The organism is Sphingomonas sp. Leaf407, from assembly GCF_001425385.1.
Classification (GTDB): domain Bacteria; phylum Pseudomonadota; class Alphaproteobacteria; order Sphingomonadales; family Sphingomonadaceae; genus Sphingomonas.
On record NZ_LMQO01000001.1, the window covers coordinates 787497 to 811944 of the forward strand.

At 66.9% G+C, this 24448-nt stretch carries 18 protein-coding genes; 7 read left to right on the forward strand and 11 right to left on the reverse strand.

From position 1 onward, the window contains the following. Positions 1-146: 146 nt before the first annotated feature. On the reverse strand, positions 147-2687 hold the full coding sequence (locus ASG37_RS03545) for a TonB-dependent receptor domain-containing protein (RefSeq protein ID WP_055756102.1): 2541 nt from the start codon (positions 2685-2687) through the stop codon (positions 147-149). Between the two features lie 110 nt (positions 2688-2797). Further along, the gene (locus tag ASG37_RS03550; RefSeq protein ID WP_055756104.1) at positions 2798-4318 is read right to left on the reverse strand and encodes a tryptophan halogenase family protein; all 1521 of its coding nucleotides are present in this window, start codon (positions 4316-4318) and stop codon (positions 2798-2800) included. A 193-nt stretch (positions 4319-4511) separates the two neighbouring features. On the opposite strand from ASG37_RS03550, the gene ASG37_RS03555 reads away from it, so the two are divergent. The 3 genes from ASG37_RS03555 (at position 4512) to ASG37_RS03565 (ending at position 12033) form a co-directional block, all read left to right on the forward strand. Beyond that, positions 4512-6914: a glycoside hydrolase family 2 TIM barrel-domain containing protein gene (locus tag ASG37_RS03555; RefSeq protein WP_055756106.1), complete on the forward strand. Its 2403-nt coding sequence runs from the start codon at positions 4512-4514 to the stop codon at positions 6912-6914. A 77-nt stretch (positions 6915-6991) separates the two neighbouring features. After that, complete coding sequence (locus tag ASG37_RS03560; RefSeq protein WP_055756108.1) at positions 6992-9418, forward strand: prolyl oligopeptidase family serine peptidase; 2427 nt, start codon at positions 6992-6994, stop codon at positions 9416-9418. Between the two features lie 107 nt (positions 9419-9525). Next, a complete protein-coding gene (locus tag ASG37_RS03565; protein WP_055756110.1) occupies positions 9526-12033 on the forward strand; it encodes a putative bifunctional diguanylate cyclase/phosphodiesterase in 2508 nt (835 codons plus the stop codon). A 16-nt stretch (positions 12034-12049) separates the two neighbouring features. Here the strand turns inward: ASG37_RS03565 and ASG37_RS03570 are convergent, their stop codons facing one another. Next, entirely contained in the window at positions 12050-12988 is a 939-nt protein-coding gene (locus ASG37_RS03570) for a 2-hydroxyacid dehydrogenase (RefSeq protein ID WP_235525114.1), read from the reverse strand. Positions 12989-13140: 152 nt separating this feature from the next. Here ASG37_RS03570 and ASG37_RS03575 point away from each other — a divergent pair, with 152 nt between their 5' ends. Then, the gene (locus tag ASG37_RS03575; protein ID WP_055756114.1) at positions 13141-13884 is read left to right on the forward strand and encodes a glycine-rich domain-containing protein; all 744 of its coding nucleotides are present in this window, start codon (positions 13141-13143) and stop codon (positions 13882-13884) included. A gap of 68 nt (positions 13885-13952) precedes the next feature. Then, on the forward strand, positions 13953-15236 hold the full coding sequence (locus tag ASG37_RS03580; protein ID WP_055756116.1) for a serine hydrolase domain-containing protein: 1284 nt from the start codon (positions 13953-13955) through the stop codon (positions 15234-15236). A 5-nt stretch (positions 15237-15241) separates the two neighbouring features. On the opposite strand, the gene ASG37_RS03585 is transcribed toward ASG37_RS03580, so the two are convergent. Next, on the reverse strand, positions 15242-15931 hold the full coding sequence (locus tag ASG37_RS03585; RefSeq protein WP_156349034.1) for a hypothetical protein: 690 nt from the start codon (positions 15929-15931) through the stop codon (positions 15242-15244). A gap of 40 nt (positions 15932-15971) precedes the next feature. Beyond that, a complete protein-coding gene (gene asd, locus ASG37_RS03590; RefSeq protein ID WP_055756120.1) occupies positions 15972-16823 on the reverse strand; it encodes an archaetidylserine decarboxylase in 852 nt (283 codons plus the stop codon). Positions 16824-17056: 233 nt separating this feature from the next. On the opposite strand from asd, the gene ASG37_RS03595 reads away from it, so the two are divergent. Beyond that, positions 17057-17377 carry a hypothetical protein gene (locus ASG37_RS03595; protein WP_055756122.1) on the forward strand — a complete coding sequence of 107 codons (321 nt, stop codon included), beginning with the start codon at positions 17057-17059 and terminating at the stop codon, positions 17375-17377. Between the two features lie 69 nt (positions 17378-17446). Here ASG37_RS03595 and ASG37_RS03600 read toward each other — a convergent pair whose 3' ends face one another. Next, complete coding sequence (locus ASG37_RS03600) at positions 17447-18181, reverse strand: SDR family oxidoreductase (protein WP_055756124.1); 735 nt, start codon at positions 18179-18181, stop codon at positions 17447-17449. A 130-nt stretch (positions 18182-18311) separates the two neighbouring features. On the opposite strand from ASG37_RS03600, the gene ASG37_RS03605 reads away from it, so the two are divergent. Further along, positions 18312-18638, forward strand: a complete 327-nt coding sequence (locus tag ASG37_RS03605) for an ArsR/SmtB family transcription factor (RefSeq protein ID WP_055756126.1) — start codon at positions 18312-18314, stop codon at positions 18636-18638. Between the two features lie 18 nt (positions 18639-18656). On the opposite strand, the gene ASG37_RS03610 is transcribed toward ASG37_RS03605, so the two are convergent. From ASG37_RS03610 to ASG37_RS03630, 5 genes are read right to left on the reverse strand one after another with little or no spacing between them, the layout of a single operon-like run. Then, positions 18657-19712: a LacI family DNA-binding transcriptional regulator gene (locus ASG37_RS03610; protein WP_055756127.1), complete on the reverse strand. Its 1056-nt coding sequence runs from the start codon at positions 19710-19712 to the stop codon at positions 18657-18659. Continuing rightward, positions 19712-21193 (reverse strand): tryptophan halogenase family protein, encoded by a 1482-nt coding sequence (locus ASG37_RS03615; protein ID WP_055756130.1) that lies wholly within the window; start codon positions 21191-21193, stop codon positions 19712-19714. Before ASG37_RS03615 ends, ASG37_RS03610 begins: the two co-directional genes overlap by 1 nt. After that, positions 21190-22197, reverse strand: a complete 1008-nt coding sequence (locus ASG37_RS03620) for a cupin-like domain-containing protein (protein WP_055756132.1) — start codon at positions 22195-22197, stop codon at positions 21190-21192. Before ASG37_RS03620 ends, ASG37_RS03615 begins: the two co-directional genes overlap by 4 nt. Next, positions 22190-22897 (reverse strand): SapC family protein, encoded by a 708-nt coding sequence (locus ASG37_RS03625; RefSeq protein ID WP_055756134.1) that lies wholly within the window; start codon positions 22895-22897, stop codon positions 22190-22192. The genes ASG37_RS03620 and ASG37_RS03625 overlap by 8 nt, the downstream gene beginning before the upstream one ends. After that, positions 22890-24407, reverse strand: a complete 1518-nt coding sequence (locus ASG37_RS03630) for a tryptophan halogenase family protein (protein WP_055756137.1) — start codon at positions 24405-24407, stop codon at positions 22890-22892. Before ASG37_RS03630 ends, ASG37_RS03625 begins: the two co-directional genes overlap by 8 nt. Between the last annotated feature and the right edge of the window lie 41 nt (positions 24408-24448).

Consider the following 24448-nt stretch of genomic DNA (forward strand, 5'->3'; position numbering starts at 1 on the left):
GTATCATGTGAAGTGCCGACGCCCGGCCGGGACTGCTCCGGTCGGGCGTTTTGTTGTGCGTGGCCTGCCTCCCGGCAAACAATGAACAAAAAAAGGGCGGCGGGACCGAAGTCCTGCCGCCCATGGTCAGGCTGGGGAGAAAATGGTCAGAAGCGGTAGCGCACCGACGCCGTCACCGTCCGGCCATAGAGCGCGGTGTTGTTGAACACAGCGCTGGTCGACGACAGGATCGGGTTCAGGCTGCCGCCGCCACGGAAGCCGAGCTTGTCGAACAGATTGTTGACGTTCAGCCCCAGTTCGACCCGCTCGATCGGCCGCACGGTCACGAAGCCGTTGACGAAGGTCGACCCCTTGATCGTGTAGAGATTGAAATCGTCCGACGGCGTGGCGGTCTGCCCGTTCACGCTCACGCCGAAGGCGACGATCCCCGCGTCATAGGACGGCGAGACGACATAGAGGAACTCGGGCAGGCCGCCGGGGCGGTTGCCGACGAGCGCCGGGGTCACGCTGCTGACGATCTTCGAGTTGGAATAGGTCGCATCGACCGACAGGTGGAACCCGCCGCTGTTGAGCCGGCTGGAGAATTCCACGCCGAACGAGCGATACCCATTCGAAATGTTCGGGTCGTTGTTCGGTGCCGGATTGTTGATCCGGGTGAAGTCGTAGTTGTTCTCGGTCAGCGTCGAGCGGAAGCCGGTGACTTCGACCGAATAGGACCCGCCGAACACTTGGCCCCGCTGCTTCAGGCCGATTTCCTGTTGGTTGAGGAAATTGACCGAGGTCGACTGCCCCTGCGCGTTGAGCGAGCCGTCGGCATTGAAGTTGCCCGACAACACCCGGCGATCGGCGTTGAAGCGACCGCCGCGGCTGACGCGACCGAACACGCTGGTATTGCCGCTGAAGGCATAGAGCGCGCCCAGCGACCAACTGACGTAGCTGTCGCTATAGTCGATCTTCTCGATCGTTGGGCTGAGCACCAGCGACGGGATCAGCGCCGATCCCAGCGCATCCGACACCCGCGTCGTCGGCCCAGCGACGCCGCCCTGCGCAGTGCCGTTACCGCTGACAGTATCGTAGCGGACGCTGGCGTCGAGGTTCAGCCCGCCGGTTTCATAACCGACCTGAAGGAACGGCGCGACGTCGGTGTAGCTCAGGTCGACGCGACGGGCGCAGCAGCTTCCCCAATTATCGTTGAACCCGGCCTGACCGGCGGCGGTAAGCTGCGTGCCGGTGGTCGAGAACAGGTCGAGCGGTGCCGCATTCTCGCCGTTCAGTTCGGCGAAGTTGCGGTTGACGTGCCAGTCCTGCTCGATGTTCTGCTTCATCACGAACACACCGGTCGACACCGTCGTCTTGCCGCCGCCGACGTCGAACTTGCCGTTCAACGCCAGATTGTTGGCGAAGTTGTTCATGTTCTTCATCAACGTGTTGATGTTCGGATTGTTGTTCACATAGGCGCCGGTATAGACCTGCCCCTGGCTCGGCCCGGCGGCATAGCGCAGCGAACCCACGACCTGTCCGTTAACGGTCGATCCGATCACCCCGCCGGCACCGGTACGCGACGCGACATTGATGAACTGGGTGGTGAAGTTGCCGCTGATCCACTGGTAGCGCGCGACATTGTCGAGCGTCAGCCAGTCGTTGACCTCGTAATGGAACTGCGCGCCGAGCCCGGTGACGCGCGGATGGATGCCCTCTACCTCGGCGTTGCGGATGCCTCGGCCGTCATAGTCCAGATACTGGAAGCTGCGGTTGTAGATCGAATAGGACGATCCGTCGCGCCCGTCGAAGGTCGGCAGCGGCTTGAAGTCCGTCACCTTGTTGCCGTCGAGCGTGGCGATCGACGGGGTGGTGGTGTTGGTCGGTGCCTGTTCGTCGAGCCGCTTGAAATACAGCCGCACGAAACCGCGCCCGTCGGCCAAATCCTTGGTGACGTTGGCCTTGATCTGGTAGCCACGCAGGATGTTGAACCGCTCGTTGGTCAGGCCGCCGCCGTTGCGGGCATAGCCACCGACATGGAAGCGCAGCGTATCGTCGATCGGCGCGCCGTAATCGAAGTCGAGGCGGTGTTCGCGGAAGCCGACGCCGTTCGAATAGGCGATCTGTCCGCCGGCCTTGTCGCCGGTCTTGCTCAGATAGTTGATGACCGCGCCGGGCGCCTGGCTGGAAAAGGTCGAGGCCGAACCGCCGCGCACCGCTTCCACCCGCTGCACATTCTGGTCGAAGCGCAGCCAGTAATCGTTGTTGCCGAAGTTCATGTCGCCGAACAGGACGGTGGGCAGGCCGTCTTCCTGAAGCGCGACATATTCCGAACCGCCGGTCGACACCGGAATGCCGCGCACGCCGATGTTGGCGTTGCCGCCCGGACCGGCGGTGTCGCTGGGCTGGAGGCCGGGGATGTTGCGCAGCACTTCGGCTTCGGAACGCGGCGTGAAATTCTGGATCGCCTCGTTGCTGATCTGGCTGACCGAGATCGAGCTGCGGAAGCGCGAGCGTTCGCCGCTGCTGGCGGTGACGACGATCTCGTCACTCTGCGCGGCGGCGTCGGGCGTGTCGCCGGCCTGCACGGTCGCATCGGCGACGGCGGCCGGGGCGGTGGGCGCGGCCGGATCGGTCTGGGCGAGCGCCGGGGCGGCGACGAGCAAGGCGATCGTCGAGGTGCAGGCGAGCAGAAGCGTGGGTTTCATGGCAATCCCTCCTGATTCGTCCCACTGGCGGGGACGCTGTCGAGTGTTGGAATAGCAGTCTCGCAATCGTTTGCAATATAAATTGCAAAGGATTGCATTTATGTCTTTTGTTACGGCTGGATCGCGCCGATCCGTTGCAGATAGGCGGCATGGCCCGGCATCGACCGCGCCATCGCATCGATCGCGCCGGCCAGCCGGTCGACGAAGCCGCTGCTGGTCTGCGCCCCGGCGGCATAGGCCAGGAGCGGATCGCCCCCGCGCGGATCATTACCCTGACCGATATGGACCGCGAGCCAGCTTGCCGGACCGAACAGGTCCATGTCGCGCGCGATCAGCCGCCCGGTGCTGCGGAAATGATCGATCTTCATCGCCAGCGTGTCGGGGATCGCCATCGCCGCGCAGTCGCGCCACAGCGGCGCATCGCTCCGTTGCGTCAGCTTGTAATGCAGGATCAGGAAGTCGCGGATCCGTTCGCATTCGGTGATCGCGACACGGTTATATTCGTCGACGACCGCCGGATCGAAGTCGCGCGTCGGAAAGAACGCGAGCAGCTTGGCGATCGCCGCCTGGATCAGATGGATGCTGGTCGACTCCAGCGGCTCCATGAACCCGCTGGCCAACCCCACCGCCACGACATTGCGGTTCCAGAATTTGGTGCGACGTCCGGTCGTGAAACGCAGGAAGTGCGGGTCGCCCAGCGCCGGCCCGTCGAGATTGGCCAGCAGCGTCGTGGCGGCCTCTTCATCCGACAGGTGGCGGCTGCAATAGACATAACCGTTGCCGGTGCGATGCTGGAGCGGGATGCGCCACTGCCACCCCGCCGCCCGCGCAGTCGACCGAGTATAGGGGGTCATGCCCTCGCCCCCGGTGGCGCACGGCACCGCCACCGCCCGGTCGCACGGCAACCAGTGGGTCCAATCCTGATACCCGGTCCCGAGCGCCTGCTCGATCAGCAGCCCGCGAAACCCCGAGCAGTCGACGAACAGGTCCGCCGCCACCTGCCGCCCGTCGGCAAGCGTGACGCTGGCGACATGGCCGTTGTCGCCGTGCAGCGTGACGTCGACGACCGCGCCCTCGATCCGCTCGACCCGCCGTGCCTCGGCATAGCGGCGCAGGAACGCGGCGTAGAGCCCGGCATCGAAATGATAGGCATAGTCGAACGTCGAGGCGACGCTGCGCGGATCGCCGACCGGCGGCGCGAACCGGCCGTGGCGTGCCGCGCCCCACGCCATCGACAGTTCGTCGAGCGGAACGCGCGATCCACCGGCCCGCGCCGCCAGCCAGTGCTGATGCACCGCCAGCAGGTCGAACGGCTTGCCGAACGTCCCGAACGGATGAAAATAGCGCTGCCCGGTCCGCGCCCAGTCGACAAATTCGATGCCCAGCTTGAAACTGCCCTTCGTCTCGCGAAGGAACTCGGCCTCGTCGATGCCGAGCGTCTGGTTAAAGACGCGGATCGGCGGAATGGTCGCCTCACCGACCCCGACCGTGCCGATCGCATCGGATTCGATCAGCGTGATCGTGCAGCCGCGCGGGATGGCATGGGCGAGCGCTGCCGCCGTCATCCAGCCGGCGGTGCCGCCGCCGACGATCGCTATCGACCGGATCGCAGTATCGGCGGCCTGTTCCATCGTGCATCCCCTTCCCGTCGCTCCGATGCTTTCCGCATCGTTTCCAGCAACCTATGCCGGCACGTCTGGCGTTGCAATCGATCGCAGCGGCGATGATCCGAACGGCTGAATCGAGCATTGCACTGTCCCTGAATGTGGATCATCATCCCATATATAGATTCGGTTGGACGAACCGAGGTACGGAGAGGCAAGGATGACCCGATCGGGATGGCTGCTTGCGGCGGCGGCGACCATGGCGCTGACCACGCCGATGGCACATGGCGCGCCACGGACCGTGACGCCATTGGCCAACGACTGGCGCTTCGTTCAGGCCGATCCGGCCGGCGCGGAAACGCCCGAACTCGATGACAGCCGCTGGGCAACGGTATCGGTGCCGCACGACTGGGCGATCGCCGGTCCGTTCGACGCGAACGCCAAGGCGGCGGGCGAGAACGGCTTCCTGCCGAGCGGCGTTGCCTGGTATCGTAGGGCGCTATCGCTGACGCCAAAGGCGGGGCGACGCTATTTCGTCGAATTCGACGGGATCATGGAACGCAGCGGCGTGTGGGTGAACGGCCATCATGTCGGCTATCGCCCGATGGGCTATGTCGGCCAGCGTTACGACATCACCCGCCACCTGCGCGCCGATGGCCGCAATATGATCGCGGTGCGCGCCGATACGTCGGCGGCACCGTCGTCGCGCTGGTATACCGGGTCGGGCATCTATCGCCATGTCCGGCTGATCGAAACCGACGACGTGCATATTCCGCAGGGCGGGGCGTTCGTGCGGACCGGCGCGCTTGCCGCTGATCGCGCGGCGATGACGGTCGGCAGCGATGTCGAGAACCTGACGGCGCAGGATGCGACCGTCCGGCTGGCGATCGTGCTGCGCGACCCGAACGGTCGCGAAGTCGCCCGCACGACGACCGCGCCGGTAACGGTCGCTGCCGGGCGTACCGCGCTGGTGCAGGGCGACCTGACCCTCACCGATCCACGCCGCTGGGATATTCGCGATCCCGCGCTCTATCGCGCAAGCGTGCAGGTGTTGACCGGCGACAACGCGGTGCGCGACGACGAGACGGTTCGCTTCGGCATCCGCGAGGCGCGGTTCGATCCCGCGACCGGCTTCTGGCTCAACGGCCGCAACTTCAAGCTGAAGGGCGTGGCGCTGCATCACGACGGCGGCGCGGTCGGCGCGGCGGTGCCGCTGGCGGTGTGGCGGCAGCGGCTGGGCGCGCTCAAGGCGCAGGGGGTGAACGCCATCCGCACCGCGCACAACGTGCCGGCCCCCGAATTCCTCGACCTGACCGACGAGCTGGGCCTCATCGTGATGGACGAGCTGTTCGACCAGTGGAACGTCGCCAAGACGCCCGAGGACTATCACCTGTTCTTCGGCGACTGGCACAAGCGCGATACGCTCGACATGGTCCGCCGCGACCGCAACCACCCCAGCATCGTGCTGTGGAGCGCGGGCAACGAAATCCACGACACCGCCTATCCGGTGCAGGCCAAGGCGGCGCTGCGCAGCATCCTCGACATCGTCCATGCGACCGATCCGACCCGCCCCGTCACCATGGCGCTGTTCCGGCCGAACGTGACCAAGGATTATGACAACGGCCTTGCCGACATGCTCGACGTGATCGGGCAGAATTATCGCGAGAACGAACTGATCGCCGCCAGTCGGCAGAACCCGAAACGCAGCATCGTCGGCACCGAGAATGCGCTCAACCGCAGCAACTGGCTGCCGGTGCGCGACTATGCTCCGTTTTCGGGCATGTTCCTGTGGACCGGCGTGGATTATCTGGGGGAGGCGAACCGGTCGGGCTGGCCCAATATCCAGAACCCGGCCGGGCTGCTCGACCGGACCGGCCGGCAGAAGATCGCCGGCATGGAACGCGAAAGCTGGTGGTCCGAACGGCCAGTCGTCCATGTCGTGCGCAATGCCGATCCGGGCGCGGCGGGACCGGCGACCGACGGCGCGGGCGGCCCCAACCAGCCGGCGCTGCCGACGATGATCGCGGTCGCGACACCGAAGCTCAAGGTCGCGCTGTTCGACGACTGGACCCCGGCCGACCGGACGCCGCATGACGAGACGATCGAGGTCTACAGCAACTGCGCCCGGGTCGAGGCGCTGCTGAACGGCCGTTCGCTCGGCATGCTGCCGATCAACGCCGATGCGTCGCCGCGCCGTTGGCGGGTACGTTATGCGCCGGGCGAGGTTCGCGCGGTGTGCCGCGATGCCGGGCAGGGTCATGTCGCCGACAGGCTGCGGACCGCCGGGCCGGCGGCGCAGATCGATCTCGTCGCGGATATGCCCTCGGTCGGCTCGACCTTTGACGAGCTGGGCTATGTCCGCGCGCGGGTGGTCGATGCGAAGGGGACGACAGTGCCCGACGCCGCGCACCGCCTGCACTTCGCGGTCGAGGGGAGCGGCACGCTGGTCGCGACCGACAATGGTTCGTCGGTCGATCACACGCCGTTCGCCTCGCCAGATCGTGCCGTGCTCGACGGCATGGCGGTGGCACTGGTGCGTGGCGCCGGACGCGGCCGGCTGCGCGTGACGGCCAGCGCCGACGGGCTGGCCAGTGGGACCATCACGCTTCGGACACAGGAGTAAAGGTGCGAACAACAAGGGCTTGCCCCCGTCCACGCTAACGGACACCATACACGCATCGTCAGTATCGGGGGTTGTTCATGGTTCGGAAAACGGCATTTCTGCTGTCGCTGCTCGCATCGGGCGCGGCATGGGCGGCGGACCCGGCACCGGCCTATCACCGCGCGCCCGATGCGATCGCGCGCATCCTCGACGCAGCCCCGACGCCGTCGGTCGCGGTCAGCCCGGATCATGCGACGCTGGCGATCCTCGGGCGGGAGAATCTGCCGTCGATCGCCAATCTGGCGAAACCGATTTTGCGGCTGGCGGGCTATCGCATCGATCCGGCGACCAACGGCCCGGCGGAGGTCCGCGTCCAGTGGCTGAACGCGCTGTCGTTCAAGAACATCGCCAGCGGCCGCACCGCCCGGGTGACGCTGCCGGCGGGGACGCGCTTCACCTCGCCCGACTGGTCGCCGGACGGCCGGTATCTGGCATTCGTCGTGCAGGAAAGCGACGGGCTGGCGCTCTGGATCGCGGGACGCGATGGCACGGCGCGGCGGCTGGTGCGCGGGCTGAACGCGGCGTTCGGGTCGTCGTTCGCATGGACGCCCGACAGCGCGTCGATCGTCGCACGGCTGGTGCCGGCAGATCGCGGCGCGCGTCCGGCCGCTATCGATACGCCGACCGGGCCGGTGGTGCAGGAGAGCATGGGCCGCACTTCGGCGGCGCGCACCTATGAGGATTTGCTCAAGAACGCCGCCGACGAGGCGCTGTTCGATTATTATTTCACCGGTGTGCTCGGCCGGATCGACATCGCCAGCGGCACGCTCCAGCCGCTGGCGGCCAAGGGGATGTGGCGCAGCTTCGCCGTGTCGCCCGATGGCCGCTATCTGCTGACCGAACGGCTGAAACGCCCTTACAGCTATCTGCTCCCGGCCGGTTTCTTCCCGACCGAAGTCGCGGTCCAACTGATGGCCGGCGGGGCAGGGGGCCGGGTGATCGTCGATCGCCCGCTTGCCGACGACCTGCCGGTCGATTTCGACGCGGTGGTGAAGGGGCCGCGCGAGGTGGAATGGCGCAGCGACGCGCCCGCCACGCTGCTGTGGGCCGAAGCGCTTGACGATGGCGATCCCAAGGCGAACGTGCCGTTCCACGACCGGCTGGTGACGCAGGCCGCGCCGTTCGACGCCGCACCGGTCGAACTCGCCAAGACGGTCAAGCGCTACGCGGGGACGCTGTGGGGCGACGACGGCTTCGCGATGATCGTCGATCGCGAATGGCGCACCCGGACCGAGCGGCGCTACGCGGTCGCCCCGTCGCAGCCGGGGACCGTGCGATTGGTGGCGACGCGCAACTATCAGGATCAATATGGCGATCCCGGCATGCCGATGGTCGAGGAGAATGCGGCCGGCAAGCCGGTGATGCGCTTCACCCCCGATCGCAAGGCGGTGTTCGTCACCGGCGACGGCGCGACCAAGGAAGGGGCGTTTCCGTTCCTCGCGCGGATGCCGGTCGCGGGCGGCGAACAGACCCGGTTGTGGACCGCCAGGGCCCCCTATTACGAAAGCGTCGTGTCGCTGCTCGACGACAAGGGCGCGCGCATTCTGACGCGGCGCGAAAGCGCGAAGCTCGCCCCCAACTATGTCATCCGCAGCGTGCGCGGTGGCGGTGCGAAGCCGATCACCGATTTCGCCGATCCTGCTCCGACCTTCGCGAACGTGACCCAGCGGACGATCACCTACAACCGCGCCGATGGCCTGCCGCTGTCCGGCACGCTGTATCTGCCCGCCGGCTATGACGCGAAGCGCGACGGACCGCTGCCGACGCTGCTCTGGGCCTATCCGTCCGAATATACCGATGCCAAGGTTGCCGGGCAGACCGTCGATCAGGGCAACCGCTTCACCCGTCCGCGCGGCATCAGCCACCTGTTCCTGCTGACGCAGGGCTATGCCGTGCTCGACGATCCGGCGATGCCGATCATCGGCGAAGGCGCCGCCGAAGCGAACGACACCTACATCAAACAGTTGCGCGAGGATGCCGAGGCGGCGGTCGAGGCTGTGGTGAAGCTGGGCGTCGCCGATCGCGACCGGATCGCGGTCGGCGGACACAGCTATGGCGCGTTCATGACCGCCAACCTGCTGGCGCACACCGACCTGTTCCGCGCCGGAATCGCCCGGTCGGGCGCGTACAACCGCACGCTCACCCCGTTCGGCTTCCAGGCGGAACAGCGCACCTATTGGCAGGCGACGCCGACCTATACCGAAATGTCGCCCTTCACCTATGCCAACAAGATCAAGGAGCCGATCCTGCTGATCCATGGCGCGGCCGACGATAATTCGGGCACTTTCCCGATCCAGTCGGAACGGATGTACGCTGCGCTGAAGGGTAATGGCGCGACGGTGCGCTATGTCGTGCTGCCCAACGAACCGCACGGCTATCGCGCGCTGGAATCCACCGGTGAGACATTGTGGCAGATGACCGACTGGCTCGACCGTTACGTAAAGCCCGCCCGACCGGTTAAATAACGGGTCACGCTACCCATTTTGCCGATCATACTTTCGGTGGTGAACCCCTGTTAACGTCTTTCCAATATGCTGCTCGTCGAACGGAAGGCGGCAGCGGCGGACAGGACGTGAAGCGCAAGATTATCTGGATCCTCGCGCTGCTCCTGCTGGCGTTCGGCGCATTGGCCGAACGCCCGACGACCACGGCGATCGCGCTGCACCACCCGCTGTGCAGCGCGGTGCTGGGGGACGGCGCGGGCGACCGCGCGGTGATGACCGCCTCCTATCGCTGCGGCGCGCAGGCCCCGACCGACAGCGAGGACTGGCTGTGGCTGCGGCTCGATACGCGCGGGCTGGGCGCGCTTCCGGCCGGCTGGCAGTTGCTCGTCGACCAGACGCGCTTCGACGAACTGGCGATCCTGAGCGTCGGGCAGGGCGGGGCATCCCGGTCGACCTGGCGGGCCGATGCGCTGGCCGGGCACTGGGCGCCGGGCGGCATGCTGCGCTTCGACATGGCCCCGCCGGGGCGCGAGGTGCGCGCGCTCTACCTCGGCTTTCGCCGGATCGACGACCTGTCGCTGATGCGCAAGGTCGGCGCGGTCGCGGCACCGGCGCAGGCGGGGGCCGACACCCGCTGGCTGCTGCTTATGGGCATCTTCGCCGGCACGATGCTGTCGGCATTGCTCTACAACGTCGTCATCAACACCGGCCGGCGCCACGCCTTTCAGCGCTGGTATCTGCTGTGGGTCGCGGTGTCGTTCGCCTATGGCATGACATGGACCAACATGTCGGCGCTGCTGCTGCCCGATCTGGTCGGGCCATGGGCGGTGCGGGTCGATTTCGTACTCGTCGGGCTGATGGTCGCGGCGGGCAACATGTTTTTCTATGCAGTGATCGAACGCGGCATGGTGCCGCGCGGGTTGATGCGGACCGGGCGGACGCTCGCCGTGCTGGGGGCGGCGCTGGGGGTCATGGCGGCGCTCGACCATGTGTTCCCGCCGGTGCCGGCCGATCGCTGGCTGAACTATGTGATCGCCGCGACGGCGGTGACGGTCGCCCTGTCGTGCGTCATCGCGGTCCGCCGCGGCAGCCGGGTGGTGTGGTTCTACCTGCTCGGCTGGGGGCCGGTGATCTTCGTGTTCGTCGCACGGCTGGTCCGCAACCTCGGCCTTACCGCGCAGAACGACCTGATCGACATGGCGACCTTCGCCGCGCTCGCCTTCGAGGCGCTGGTGCTCTCGCTCGCGATCGCCGACCGGTTCCGCCGGGTCCAGCGCGAGCTGGACGACGCGCGGCAGCGGCGCGCGGTGGACCATGCGGAGGCGCGGACGCTGCGCCATGCCGCGCAGACCGATTTCCTGACCGGTCTGGGCAACCGCGCCGCGTTCCACGACGCGGCGGGAACGCTTGCCGACCGGGGGACCGCGTTCGACCTGTATCTGATCGACGTCGATTTCCTGAAGGACGTCAACGACCGGCTGGGGCATGGCGGCGGCGACGCGCTGCTCCGGCTGGTCGGCGAGCGCCTCGCCGCGCTGCGCACCATATTGCCCGACCTGCATTGCTCGCGGATCGGCGGCGACGAATTCGCCATTCTGTGCCCCGGCGGTCCGGCGGAGGCGGAACTGCTGACCGCGCGGCTGGACGCGCTGCAAGGCATCGCGTGGCGCTTTCAGGGACGCGAGCGTACGCTGTCGCTCAGCATAGGGCGTGCCGATTTCCCCGCCGACGCCGCCGATGTCGATCAACTCTACCAGAACGCCGATCTCGCGCTCTACAGCGCCAAGCGGCTCGGCCGGGCGCAGCTCTATCGCTACGATCCGCTGCAACGCATCCTGCGCGACCTTCAGACCGAATTCGTTCGCGATGCCGATGCGGCGTTACGGCGCGACGAATTCTGCCTGCACTATCAACCAATCGTCGACATCGGCACGGGCGCGGTGCGCGGCTATGCCGCGCTGCTGCGCTGGGACCATCCGCGCCATGGCCTGTTGCCCCCCGATCGCTTTGCCGACGTCCTAGTCGCCGAACGGATCGGGCTGCGGGTGCAGGAGCATATCCTCGATCTCGCGCTGCGCCGGTTGCAGGCCGATGGCGACCGCATCGGTCAGGTCGCGCTGACCTTCACCGCGGCGCAACTGGCCGGGTCACGCTCGGCGGAGGCCGTGCTCGACCGTCTTGCCCGCTACGGCGTGCCGCCCGCCCGGCTGTGCATCGAGATCACCGAAAGCGCCCTGCTCGACCGTGCCGCCGATGTCATCGCGGCGACGTTGCAGCGGCTTCATGCTGCCGGCGTCTGCATCACGCTGGACGGCTTCGGAACGGGCGCGGCGTCGCTCGCCCATCTGCGCCGCCTGCCGATCGACCGGATCAAGCTCGACCGGTCGTTCGTCGCCGGACTCGACGGCGATGGCGGGGGCACGCTGGAGATCGTGCGCGCCATCGTCGGGCTGGGCAAGGGACTGAGCAAGACCGTCGTGGCGGAGGGGGTCGAAACCCAGGCGCAGGCGCTGGTGCTGCGCGACCTCGGCTGCGATCTGGCGCAGGGGCTCCGCTATGGCCGGCCCGCGCTGCTGCCCGATGCCGTCGTCGCGCAGCAGGATAACGCTATGCCGCGACAGGCCGGCGCACGCTGATCCATCCTGCTGCGGCCTATCCCTTCCGGTTCAGCTCCGCCGTTTCGGACACCGGCGTCAGCGCCGGTTTGCCGTCGAACCACGCGACCAGATTGTCGACCACCAACTGCCCCATCGCCGCGCGCGTCGCCTCCGACGCCGAACCGACATGCGGCAGCAGCACGACATTGTCGAACGCGAGCAGGGCGTCGGGCACGTTCGGTTCGTCGTCGAACACGTCCAGCCCGGCCCCGCCGATCGTTCCGGCGTCGAGCGCGGCGATCAGCGCCGCCTCGTCGACCACGCTCCCCCGCGCGACGTTGATGAGAACGCCGTCCGGCCCCAGTGCCGCCAGCACTGCGCCATCGATCATACGGCGTGTTTCCGCCCCGCCGGGGACGATCGCAATCAGCACGTCGCACGCCGTCGCCAGCGCGACCGGGCTGTCATAATAGGGATAGGCGACCCCCGCCTGCTGCGAGCGGCCATGATAGGCGACCGATACCGCGAACGCATCGAGCCGCCGCGCGATCGCCTTGCCGATCGCCCCCAGCCCGATGATGCCGATCCGTCGGCCACGCAGCGTCGGCGACAGCGGAAACGGCGCATCGCCCCAGTGCCCGGCGCGCAGATAGCGATCGGCCTGCGGAATCCGTCGTAGCGTGGCGAGCAGCAGGCCGATGGCAAGGTCGGCGACTTCTTCATCCAGCACGCCCGGCGTATTGGTGACGACGACCCCGCGCGCTGCCGCCGCCGCCGCATCGACATTGTCATAGCCGACACCGAAACTGGAGACGATCTTTAGCGCGGGCAACCGGTCGAGCCACGCCGCGTCGATCATCCCCGACAGCGTGCTGACCGCCATGCCGGCAATCTGCGGCCCGTGTTCGGCAAGGAAAGCGTCGGGATCGCTCTGTTCCCACAGGCGGTGGAGCGTGAAGTGGCGATCGAGCGCGTCGATGACGTTCGCAGGCATCGGTGCGGGCATGAGAAGCTCTGTTGCGGTCAAACGATCCTCCTTGGCGGGCGCGGTGGGTCGGAAAGAGGTACGAACGGGCGGCGGGGAGGTTTCGTCGGAGCGACCGGGTTTCACACAGTCGTAACAATATCCCACTAATATGATGGGACATGGAAGCGAACAGCTCCGCGCATCGGGCGCGAAGGGTCCTCATCGGGAGGATCGAAACCCTGGCCATTGGCCGGAACGACGCGGCGCTCGGCTTCGAAGGGAGGCTGGCCGCAGAGAATGGATGGACGGCGACCTTCGCCGACCGGGTCGCCACCGAATATCGCCGGTTCCTCGTGCTGATTGCGACCAGCGATGAAACGCTCACGCCATCGGATGCGGTCGATCAGGCATGGCACCTGCACATGGCCTATACCCGCGACTATTGGCACGGCCTGTGTCGCGACATCGTCGGGCGCGAGCTGCATCACGAACCGACCTCGGGTGGCCCCGACCAGCGCGACTATTACCGCGACCGCTATGCCCGGACCCTCGACCGGTATCGCGCGACGTTCGGCGCCGAACCGCCCCGCGACATCTGGCCCGATCCCTCCGAACGGTTTGCGGGCGAGTTCGAACGGGTCGACCGCGCCGGTACGATCCTGCTGGGGGCCGAAGCGACGACAGGGCTGGGGATCGTCGCGGTCGGGCTGGTCTTCCTGATCGCGCAGGGCATGGCCCTGTTCGCCGCTGCCCTGCTCGCCGTCATCGCGATCGGCGCGTTCATCGCGAGCGTTGCCTTGCGAACCCGAAGCTTCCGCCGCCGCTTCCAGTGGAACTTCGATGGCGGTGACGGCACCGGATCGGACGGATGTGGCGGCGGTGATGGCGGCTGCGGCGGGGGGTGCGGTGGCGGTTGCGGATGACGCCGCGTCGATTCCGGCTTCCCGCGCGCGGCCGATCGGGCAAGATGCGGCGATAAAGGGGAGAGTCGATGCGATATATCTTGGGCCGGATCACAACGGGCGTGGTGCTCGCGGCGACGTCGCTCGCGCCCGCACAGGCGCAGCGGCCACGTGCGGTCGTTCAGCCCGCCGCCGCGGTATCGGCCGAACGGCTGGCCCGGCTCGACCGGGTGTTGCAGGCCTATGTCGATCAGGGGCGGATCGCCGGAGCGGTGGTGCAGATTCAGCGCGACGGGCGCACCATTCATAGCAAGGCGGTCGGCTGGCGCGACAAGGAGGCACGCGATGCGATGCGCACCGATTCGCTGTTCCGCATCGCATCGCAGACGAAAGCGCTGACCAGCGTCGCGGTGATGATGCTGATGGAGGAGGGCAAGCTGGTCCTGTCCGATCCGGTCGGCAAATATCTGCCCGAATGGAAGGCGACCACCGTCGCGGTCGCGAAAGCCGGTGGCGGCTATGACGTGGTGCCTGCCAAGCGGCCGATCACCATCCGCGATCTGCTGACGCACACCGCCGGTATATCCTATGGCGCGGGGCCGGCGGAAAAGGCGTGGCGCGACGCGGGCATCTTCGGCTGGTATTTCGCCGATCGCGACGAACCGGTGGCAACGGTCGTCGCGCGCATGGCGGCGCTGCCGATGGCCGAGCAGCCGGGCGAGAAATTCGTCTATGGCTACAATACCGACATTCTCGGCGTACTGGTCGAAAAGCTGAGCGGGCAGACGTTGGAGCAGTTCCTGCGCGAACGGCTGATCGATCCGTTGGGGATGAAGGATACGGCCTTTTATGTTCCGCCGGCCAAGGCGAACCGGCTGACCACAGTCTATGCCGCCGATCCGAACGGCGTGCGGCGTGTGCCCGACCCCGGCGCATGGCAGGGCGGCGGGCATGTCGGGCAGGGCCATTATCTGCGCGGGCCGCGCGTGGCGTTCTCGGGCGGGGCAGGGCTGGTGTCGACCGCGCCGGATTATGCGCGGTTCCTCGAAATGCTCCGGCATGGCGGCGAACTGGACGGGCGGCGGTATCTCGGCCGCAAGACCGTCGAACTGATGATCGCCGACCAGCTCGGCGACATTCCCTATCAGCCGGGCATGGGGTTCGGGCTGGGCTTCAGCATCCGTACCGATCTGGGCAAGGCGGGCCAGCCGGGGTCGGTCGGCGACTATGGCTGGGGCGGGGCCTATCACAGCACCTATTGGGTCGATCCGCACGAGCGGCTGACCGTCGTCTACATGACCCAGCTTCTGCCGGCGGGCGACATCGACGATCATGCCAAGCTTCGGGCGCTGGTGTATCAGGCACTGAACTGACGCAGCTAGTTAGGCACCCGCTTCAGCTTCGCCTGCGCGGTGCCGACCTCGACCTCGATCGTGTCGGCGCGGGGATCGAGCGCGATGGCGGCAAGGTCGAACGGCTCCTGATCGCTTGGATAATAGGTGAAGCGGAAGCTGTTCGGCCCGCCGGGCCGGACGTTCACTGTCTGCAATATCCTGCGGTCCGATGCTCGCACGATCTCCACCACCGCTGCGCCAGCCGGCTCGCCGGAACGGGTGGTGTGCCGGCCATCGGACAGCATGTAGAGCCCGTTCGCATCCGCCCATGTCACGCCCAGACCCTGGGCCGGGCTGCCATCCGCGTTCATCGCCGTGACCGACAATCCCACCGACGGATCGCGTGTCGGAGCGCCCGCCGCCACCAGCCGGACCGGTCCGGGCTTGTTGTGGATATGGATATGTGGATTGTCGAGCGTCCAGAACCCCGTCAGACGGATGAACTCCGCCTGATCCTTGCCCGTTGTGATCCGGTAGAGCGCGGTATGATCGGCGTTCAGATGAACGTCCATTTTGAAGTCGTCGCTCGCTTCCTCATAATGATACCGGCCGATCAGCACCCGCTCGTCGGCGATGAACGCCGGCCGGCTGTTGGAGGGCAGTTGCGCGCTGGCCGCTCCCGCCCCCGCGACGAGGAACAGCAGCGGGCAAGTCATTCGTATCATGCGCTTCATGTCCCACTCCCGTTCATCGCCTCCGGTCGGTCCGAAATGGTCAGGCCGGGCGATCGCCCATGGCCTCGCCCAGACGAACCTTCGCTTCCGGTGCCCAGTCCTTGTTGAACGCAATGGTTCCTTGCCCGAACAGCATCACGATCGTCGAACCGAGGAGAAAGCGGCCCATCTCCTCACCTTTCTTCAACACGATCTCCTGATCGGCATAGCGCCATTCGGCGGTCCGGCCGGTCCGCCGCGAATTGACGACGCCGTGCCACACGGTCGCCATGCTCCCGACGATGGTCGCGCCGACCAGCACCATGACGAACGGGCCATGATCCGCCGACTCAAAAATGCAGACCACCCGTTCGTTGCGCGCGAACAGGTTGGGCACGCCACGCGCCGTGACCGGGTTCACCGAAAACAGCTTTCCCGGCACATAGATCATGCGGGTCAACCGGCCGTCGCAGGGCATGTGCAGACGGTGGTAATCGCTGGGCGACAGATAGAGGTTGGCGAAGCTGCCGTGACGAAAGCGCGCGGCCAGCGCAACATCGCCGCCGACCAGTTCGGTCGTGGTGAAGCGATGCCCCTTTGCCTGCACCATATGATGGTCGTCGATCGGCCCGAACTGGCTGATCGCGCCATCGACCGGACAGACGAAATCGGCGGTGGCCATCGGGCGCACCCCGGCCCTGAGCGGACGGGTGAAAAAGTCGTTAAAGCTCTGGTAGCTGGCGATGTCGCTATCGGCGGCCTCGCCCATGTCGACGGCATATCTGCCGACGAACCAGCGGATCAACCGCGTCGTCATCGCGCCGCCCCGTGCCCGGGCGATGCGGCCGGCGAAAACGGTCAGGCCCTGCTTGGGCAGCACATGCTGGAACAGGACTTTCAAACGATCGGACATCGGAACCTCGAAACGTCGCCGCTGTCGGGCAAGGGCGTGATCCGACAGCTTGGCCTGTAAAAGTGCGGGGCAACGACGCGGTCCGTCGATACGCTTGCGGACAGGCTATCAGCACAAGGCGACAATGATAACCGAATACGCATCCGGTTGGGGGAAGCCCCGCAACGGCCGCGCCCATAGCGCGTTCACCCTGATGATCGCCACATCGGAGTTGCCGTGCTAATCCCGTCGACATGTCGAAATCCAGAAGCAATGCCGGAACCATCGAAGTGGACGGGGTCAAATATGACTGGCAACTGCACCGCGAGCCGCATCTGTCGGATGACGAAGGGTGGAAGGGGATGACCATCGCGCTGGTCCAGCGCGATGCCAAGCGCGAGGCATGGGTGGAATTTCCCGCGCCCAAGCGACTCCTGAAGGGGTTGCCGCGCGGGCGTCTTCAGCTCGATGATGCGACGATCTCGCGCTGCACGCGCGCGGCCCTGTCGGCAGGGTGGGACCCGATGTCGCGTGGAAAGCCGGTCGTCATGATGGTCGACGCCGAAGGCAATTGAGCCGCTCCGACGGTCGCGTCAGGCGCCAACGGCCCGTCCGGGTTCATCGGACGGGCCGTTGGCGGTTCGTCAGGCCGCCGCGCCGCCGTCGACGTTGAGCGTGGTGCCGGTGATATAGCCTGCATCCGGTCCGGCAAGGAATGCGACCGCGCCTGCGATGTCCTCGACGCTGCCATACCGGCCAAGCGGGATGGCGCCCATCATCTGCTGGGCGAACTCGCCGTCAGCGGGATTCGTGTCGGTGTCGATCGGTCCCGGCTGCACGGTATTGACGAGGATATTGCGCGAGGCGAGATCCTTTGCCCAGCCGCGTGCCAGCGCGGCCACCGCCGCCTTGGTCGCGCTGTAGACCGCGGTCGCGGGGAACGCGACTTCACCCGAAATGCTGCCAATCAGGATGATCCGTCCGCCATCGCGAAGATGTGGCAGGGCAGCGCGCGTGCCGACATGCAGGCCCTTCACGTTGACGCCGAACTGACGGTCGAACATCGCGTCAGTATCGTCGGCAACGGTGGCGAATTCCGCCACGCCGGCGTTATGGACCAGAATGTTGATCCCGCCCAATGCGGCGGCGGCCTGCTCAACACCGGCGCGCTGCGATGCGGGATCGGCGGCATCGGCCTGAAAGGCGAAGGCAGTGCCGCCCGCGCGCTCGATCGCCGCCACGGTGGCGTCCGCTGCGGCCCTGTTTCCGGCATAGGTGATCGCAACCGCCGCGCCATCGGCCGCCAGTCGTTTGGCAATGGCCGATCCGATTCCGCGCGATCCGCCGGTGACGAGCGCGTTCCTGCCCTGAAGCGACATAGATATTCTCCGAAATATGGCCCGCGATCACGGCGTCGTGCGCGGCTGACATGACGGAAAATGGCGTGATATTTCGATGGTTCAATATTCCCGAACTATTAAATTCACAGCATCGCCTTATATCTCGTCCATGCCCCGCTTTACCCATCCCCGGCTGGAGGACGTCCCGCTCGATCTGGCGCTGCATGCGCTGGCCGATCCCAATCGGCTGGGCATGGTCGCTCGCCTCGCCGCCACCGAGCGGCTGAGCTGCGCCGGTGCGGCGCCGTGCGACTCGATTCCCAAAAGCACGCTATCGAACCACCTCAAGCTGCTGCGCGCGGCAGGGCTGATCGAGACGACGCAGGCCGGGCGGGAGATGATTAACACGCTGCGGCGATCCGAATTCGATCGGCGCTTTCCGGGCCTGCTCGACGCGGTACTCGCCAACCGGGCGAACCGCTCTGGCATGGGGTAGCGGGTGCCGCTTCGAGGCTCAGCCGATGCTGCGCGGGGGTGAAGTCGAAGCCCTTACCGTCAGTTGGGCCGGCACCGACTTCGGTTCGATTGACAGCCTCGCGCCATGTTGCTCGGCGATGATGCGTTCCACCGCCTCGGCGACGACGGCAGCGATCGGTTGCGTCACGGCCGTCAGCGGCGGCGACGCATAGCGGGCGATCGGCGTGTCGTCGAAGCTGATGATCGACAGGTCGTGCGGCACGGCCAGCCCGCGTTCGAGCGCGACGTCGAGTGTCGCGATCGCCATCTGGTCGCTGCTGGCGATAATGGCGGTCGGCGGATCGGTGGCATCGAGCAGCGCACCCGCCGCCGTTCGGCCCGATGCGTAATCGAAATCGCCGGGTTCGATCAGATCGGCGACCAGCCCCGCCGCGTCCATCGCCGCGCGCCAGCCGGTGACGCGCCAGCCGCTCAGTTCATAATCGTCCGAGCCCTTGATGAAACCGATCCGGCGATGGCCGAGGTCGAGCAGATGGCCGGTCGCAAGGCGCGCCGCGGCCTCGTCGTCCATCGTCAGGCAGAATCCGGGATCCGGGGTCAGCGAACCGATGCGGGCGATGCTGATCCCGCGCTTCGCCAGCAGGTTCAGGATCACCAGATCCTGCGAATGCGGCGGAGTCAGGATGACGCCATCGGGTTGCAGCGCGCCGATCGTCGCCGACAATTCGCGTTCGATATGGTCGCTGTGGGTGTCGACTAGTTCGAGGATGAGGCGATAGCCATGCGCGCCGCAGGTCAGCATGCCGCCCAGCAGCATCTGATCGACCCAGTCGGTCCCTTCGCGGTTGCGCCACCCCGCGATCGTCCGGTCGCGATCGTTGAGTGCCAGGATCAGCCGCGATTTCGATCCGCCCATGCGCTGCGCCGCGATCAGCGGGACATAACCCAGCCGGTCGATCGCCGCCTGCACCCGTTCCGCCATTTCGGGGCGGACATTGGGTTCGTTGTTGATGACGCGGCTGACGGTCTGCAACGACACGCCGGCATCGGCGGCGACATGCTTGATCGTCACGCCCCCCCGGCGACGTGGCATCAGGGGCGGTCCGCCGGGCAGTAGCGCGCGAGATAGTCGCCATGCGGCGGCATCGTCGCGACGGTGTCGGCCACCTGCCGCCGGACCATCGACAACAGCCGGTCCAGCTCGTCATCGGTCAGCCTGGCCGCGATCGGATGGTGACGTTCCGGCACGATCCCCTGACCCATCATCACCTGCACCCAGCTATTCTCACCGAATAATTCCTCGTTGCGGCGGAATACCCGCCCGGTCTGGCGGAACAAGTCGATTTTCTGCGCGAGGCTGTTTGGTACGTCCATTGCGGAACATTGCCGCCAGAAGGGGGAGTCGCGGCGATCGGTGGCCTTGTAATGCAGGATCAGGAAGTCGCGGATCTGCTCCATGTCCTGCAATTGCTGGTCATTGAATTCGGCGACGTCGGCCGGGCTGACCCGCGCTTGGGGGAACAGCCGCAACAGGCGAAGGACGGCACGCTGGATCAGGTGGATACTGGTCGATTCCAGCGGTTCCATGAACCCTCCCGACAGGCCGATCGCCACGCAGTTGCGATGCCATTGCCGCCGCCTGGCTCCGGTGGTGAAGCGCAGGAAATTGGGATCGGTCCGCACCTTGCCTTCGACATTGTTCACCAGCCGGTCGAGCGCGGCATCGCGATCGAGATAGCGGCTGCAATAGACGATGCCGTTGCCGACCCGGTGCTGGAGCGGGATACGCCATTGCCAGCCGGCATCATGCGCCATGGCGCGGGTATAGGGCACCGGCGGACCGACGCTGTCGGTCTGGAGCGCGATCGCGGCATCGCACGGCAGCCAGTGGGTCCAGTCGTCATAACCGGCATGAAGCGCGCCTTCGATCAGCAGCGCCCGGAAACCGGTGCAGTCGAGGAACAGGTCGCCGGGAAACCGCCGGTCACCGTCGAGCTGCAGCGCGGCGATGTCGCCAGTTTCCCCGTCCAGTTCGACCTGCGCGATCCGCCCCTCGATCCGCCGCGTGCCGTCGCGCTCCGCCATCGCGCGCAGGAATTGCGCATAACGGCCGGAATCGAGCTGATAGGCATAGTTGGTCGCATCGCCCGGCAGGTGCGCAAACCGGCCCTGCAACGCCGCGACCAGTTCGGTGCAATAGTCGTCATATGGCTGCGCGTGACCGCGAGTCAGGCCGTTCAGCCAGTAATGCTGGAACCCCGCCGCCCAGTGATCGCGGCCGGTGGTGCCGAACGAGTGGAAATAGCGACTGTCGGCGGTTTTCCAGCCGTCGAACAGGATGCCGAGTTTGAAGGTCGCGGCAGTGGCGGCCATGAATTCGGCTTCGTTGATGCCGAGCAGCCGGTTGTAGGTGACGAGCGGCGGAATGGTCGATTCCCCGACGCCGACGGTGCCGATCGTTTCGGATTCGACCAACGTCACCTCGACCATGCGGCCCATCGTCCGCGCGATGGCGGCGGCGGCCATCCAGCCGGCGGTGCCGCCCCCGGCGATCACGACGCGGGTGACGCTCATTTCGCCAACTGCCGGAGCAGGAAGTTGCGCAGGCGATCGGCGCTCGCGGCAGTCAGCGGGTCGAGCACGCCGCGCCCGCCCGGCGGGATATGCGCGGTGACGCCGTCGTCAGCGTCGAACACATAATGGTCGAACAGCGCCCGCCAATAGCGTTTCTGGTCGTCGGGCAGATCGCGGACGGCAAGGATCGCATGGTGCAGCGCGTCCTGCGGCTGGCCGAGCCAGCGCGGCTGGTCGCGCCACCAATAGTTCACGAGGATGTTGAACGGTGCCAGCCCCTCGACATGATGCCACCACAGCGCCGGGATATGGATCGCGTCGCCCGGCGCCAGTTCGGCGACCTGGGCATGGGCCAGCGCCTCGGCGAAACGGGGAAAGCGGGTGGGGTCGGGGTCGTCGAAATCGACCATCGACACCGCCCGGCCGGCCGGCGTGTTGTCGAGCGGCCCCAGGTGCAGGTTGCGGAACTGGTCCGGCGGGAACAGCGTGAAGCGGCGACGGCCCGCCGCGACGCAGGCGAGATTGTCGGGCTGGTCGTTGTGCGCGGCGATGCGGGTGCGCGTGCCGATCCAGATGCTGGCGAGCGGTTCGCGGGTGCCGAGATCGACGCGGTTCGCCTCGTCCAGCCCGTCGAAGAAGCCGCGCATGTCGATCGAGGCAAGATAGATCGGGCGCGGATCGTCGCTCGTTTCGCCCCGGCCGATTTCGCCGAGCACGTCGGGCAATCTGGCGCGGACCGTCGCGAAGTTCATCGCCATCGCATCGTCGTAGAACAGCCGACCGCCGCTGCCGGGTCGTCCGACCGACACGGTGAACGGCACGTCGCGGTGATGGTCGATCAGATAGTCGCGGGCGGCCTGTGACGATCGCTTCGCCGCCTGCACCAGCGGCCAGTCGGCGACGAGGCCGCGCACCACGAACGGCCCGGTCGCGCTGCGCAACAGATGGTCGAGCGCGGCGGCGTCGGGGGCCGCCACTTCGGCGATGGGCGGCAGGTCAGCCACGCTGGTTCTTGCGCGCGATCAGGGCGGGGAAATTGGCGAGCGAGGCGACCGCCATGTAGATCGGCAGCAGATGCCCTTCCGCGTTCAATTTGCCGAGCGTCGCCGCATCGAGTTCGGCCAGCCGTTCCTCGGCGATGGCATGGAAGCCGACCAGCCGGTTGGTCGCGCCATCGTCGAGCGTGACCTCCAGCGTGAAGGGTTCGAGCAACCCGTAGCGATCGAGCGCGTCGAGGAACGCGGCCGACCCGCGATAGCCGGCGTCGAGCGCGCCGAGACGTTCGAGCACGACTTCGAGATAGGGGGAGGGGCGGCCCTCGCGATCGAAGATGCGGACGCCGTCGTTTGTGGCGATGCGCGGGCTGGCAAGGTCGATCACCGCCTTGGGCGTCGCATCGGCACCGGGCGCGCCGCCGATCAGGAACGGCTGAATATCGATCGACAGCGGCAGATAGGGGGCGTCCCAGCGACCGCCCTCAAGGAATAGGTTCTCGCCCGCGTCGAAGCCGAACAGCGCCAGCGCGGCAAAGCCGGTCCGTTCGCGGTTCTGGCGGAACAGGATCGGGTAGCTCGCCTGCACCTGGCGGAATTCGTCGGGAACGATCAGCGCGGTCATAACTGCATCGCCAAGCTCGGCCGAGCGTTCGCGGCGGACGCGCAGGTCGCGGTGCGCGGCCACGTTCAGCAGTTGATGGTCAGACATGGGCAATTCCGTTCAGATAGGCGCGATTGGTCGGCAGGCTGGCGGTCAGCGTCCGGGCGCGCTGGCGCATTTGATGCAGCACCGATGCGGTGTCGGGGCGCGGGCGCAGCGGGCCGATCGGCGGGGGCGTCACGCCCATGCCGTACAGGACATATTGGTAGCTGGCCGCCGGAAAGATTTCGCCAGCCTGCGCAAAGTCGGCCGGCGAGGGCGGCTGGGTCCGCCACAAGGCCAGCAGGTCGCATAGCGAGGGCGGGATCGAGGCGGGATCGCGGTGCGCCCGCCAATAGGGGGTGTCGCGGCGGCTCGGCACATAATGCAGCTTCAGGAAATCGACGATCCGGTCCCAGCGATAGCGGAACAGCGCGTCGAACCGCCGGGCATGCAGGTCCATCGCCGCGCGATCGGCCGGAAAACCGTCGAGCAGCGCGTCGAGCGACAATTCGATCAGCACGATCGCCGATGCTTCCAGCGGTTCGAGGAACCCCGCCGACAAGCCGATGGCAAGACAATTGCCGACCCAGAACCGTTCGCGATGGGCCGAGCGGAAGCGAAGCTGGCGAAACGACAGGCCGGCCGGATCGACGTGCGGCGCGGTCCGGGCGAGATAGGCGGTGAGCGTCGCCGCCGCGGCATCGTCGTCGAGGAAATCGCTGGCATAGACGCAGCCGATCCCGCGCCGGGCGGGCAGGCCGATGTCCCAGATCCAGCCGGCGTCATGCGCGGTGGCGTTGGTCTGCGACGCGACCGGACTGTCGGGCGCGACCGGCACCTGCACCGCGATCGCGCGGTCGTTGAACAGGGTCGCGGTGCGATCGATCGTGCCGATGCGACAGTGACCGCCGATCAGCAAGGCGGCCTGGCCGGTGCAGTCGAGGAACAGGTCGCCGGTGATCCGGCCGGTGTCGCGGGCGACGACGGCAGCAATATCGCCGTTCGCGGCCGGCTCGACGCCGGTCACATGATCGCGGATGTGGGTGACGTTCAGCCGGCCGACCGCGGTTTCGCGCAGCAGCGCGGCGAATTTGGTGGCGTCGAGGTGATAGGCATAGTTGAGCGCGCCGGCATAGGGTGGCATCGCCGGCTGGCGCGGGGCAAGGTCGTCGGCGCAGACATCGGGCTGGGCGCAGACATGGTCGGCGAACGTTCCGCGTCGCCAGTCGCGCAGCAGATCGGCGGCGGGCAGGTCGGCCGGGGCGGTGAAGGGATGATAATAGCGGTCGTCGGCCGCGCCCGTCCGCCAGCCGTCGAAACGCGATCCCTGTTTGAAGCTGGCGTCGGTGGCGCGCAGGAAGGTCGCTTCGTCGATGCCGATCCGGGCGAGCGTCCCGCGCATCGTCGGCCAGGTGCCCTCGCCGACGCCGATCGTCGCGATGTCGGGCGATTCGATCAACGTCACCGACAGCGGTTGTTGCGCCGAGGGGTCGGCGGCGGCGGCGATGCGGCACGCCGCCAGCCATCCGGCGGTCCCCCCGCCGACGACCACGACCCGCCTGATCCGACCGCTCACCGCTTCCCTGTCCTTGTTCGGGTTCCGGGCGGAGAGGCTCC

What these genes read in the sequence shown, in the direction of transcription:
- ASG37_RS03545 (WP_055756102.1), bottom strand. Translation starts at nt 2,687, where the DNA reads ATGAAACCCACGCTTCTGCTCGCCTGCACCTCGACGATCGCCTTGCTC.
- ASG37_RS03550 (WP_055756104.1), bottom strand. Translation starts at nt 4,318, where the DNA reads ATGGAACAGGCCGCCGATACTGCGATCCGGTCGATAGCGATCGTCGGC.
- ASG37_RS03555 (WP_055756106.1), top strand. Translation starts at nt 4,512, where the DNA reads ATGACCCGATCGGGATGGCTGCTTGCGGCGGCGGCGACCATGGCGCTG.
- ASG37_RS03560 (WP_055756108.1), top strand. Translation starts at nt 6,992, where the DNA reads ATGGTTCGGAAAACGGCATTTCTGCTGTCGCTGCTCGCATCGGGCGCG.
- ASG37_RS03570 (WP_235525114.1), bottom strand. Translation starts at nt 12,988, where the DNA reads ATGCCTGCGAACGTCATCGACGCGCTCGATCGCCACTTCACGCTCCAC.
- ASG37_RS03575 (WP_055756114.1), top strand. Translation starts at nt 13,141, where the DNA reads ATGGAAGCGAACAGCTCCGCGCATCGGGCGCGAAGGGTCCTCATCGGG.
- ASG37_RS03580 (WP_055756116.1), top strand. Translation starts at nt 13,953, where the DNA reads ATGCGATATATCTTGGGCCGGATCACAACGGGCGTGGTGCTCGCGGCG.
- ASG37_RS03585 (WP_156349034.1), bottom strand. Translation starts at nt 15,931, where the DNA reads ATGAAGCGCATGATACGAATGACTTGCCCGCTGCTGTTCCTCGTCGCG.
- asd (WP_055756120.1), bottom strand. Translation starts at nt 16,823, where the DNA reads ATGTCCGATCGTTTGAAAGTCCTGTTCCAGCATGTGCTGCCCAAGCAG.
- ASG37_RS03595 (WP_055756122.1), top strand. Translation starts at nt 17,057, where the DNA reads ATGTCGAAATCCAGAAGCAATGCCGGAACCATCGAAGTGGACGGGGTC.
- ASG37_RS03600 (WP_055756124.1), bottom strand. Translation starts at nt 18,181, where the DNA reads ATGTCGCTTCAGGGCAGGAACGCGCTCGTCACCGGCGGATCGCGCGGA.
- ASG37_RS03605 (WP_055756126.1), top strand. Translation starts at nt 18,312, where the DNA reads ATGCCCCGCTTTACCCATCCCCGGCTGGAGGACGTCCCGCTCGATCTG.
- ASG37_RS03610 (WP_055756127.1), bottom strand. Translation starts at nt 19,712, where the DNA reads ATGCCACGTCGCCGGGGGGGCGTGACGATCAAGCATGTCGCCGCCGAT.
- ASG37_RS03615 (WP_055756130.1), bottom strand. Translation starts at nt 21,193, where the DNA reads ATGAGCGTCACCCGCGTCGTGATCGCCGGGGGCGGCACCGCCGGCTGG.
- ASG37_RS03625 (WP_055756134.1), bottom strand. Translation starts at nt 22,897, where the DNA reads ATGTCTGACCATCAACTGCTGAACGTGGCCGCGCACCGCGACCTGCGC.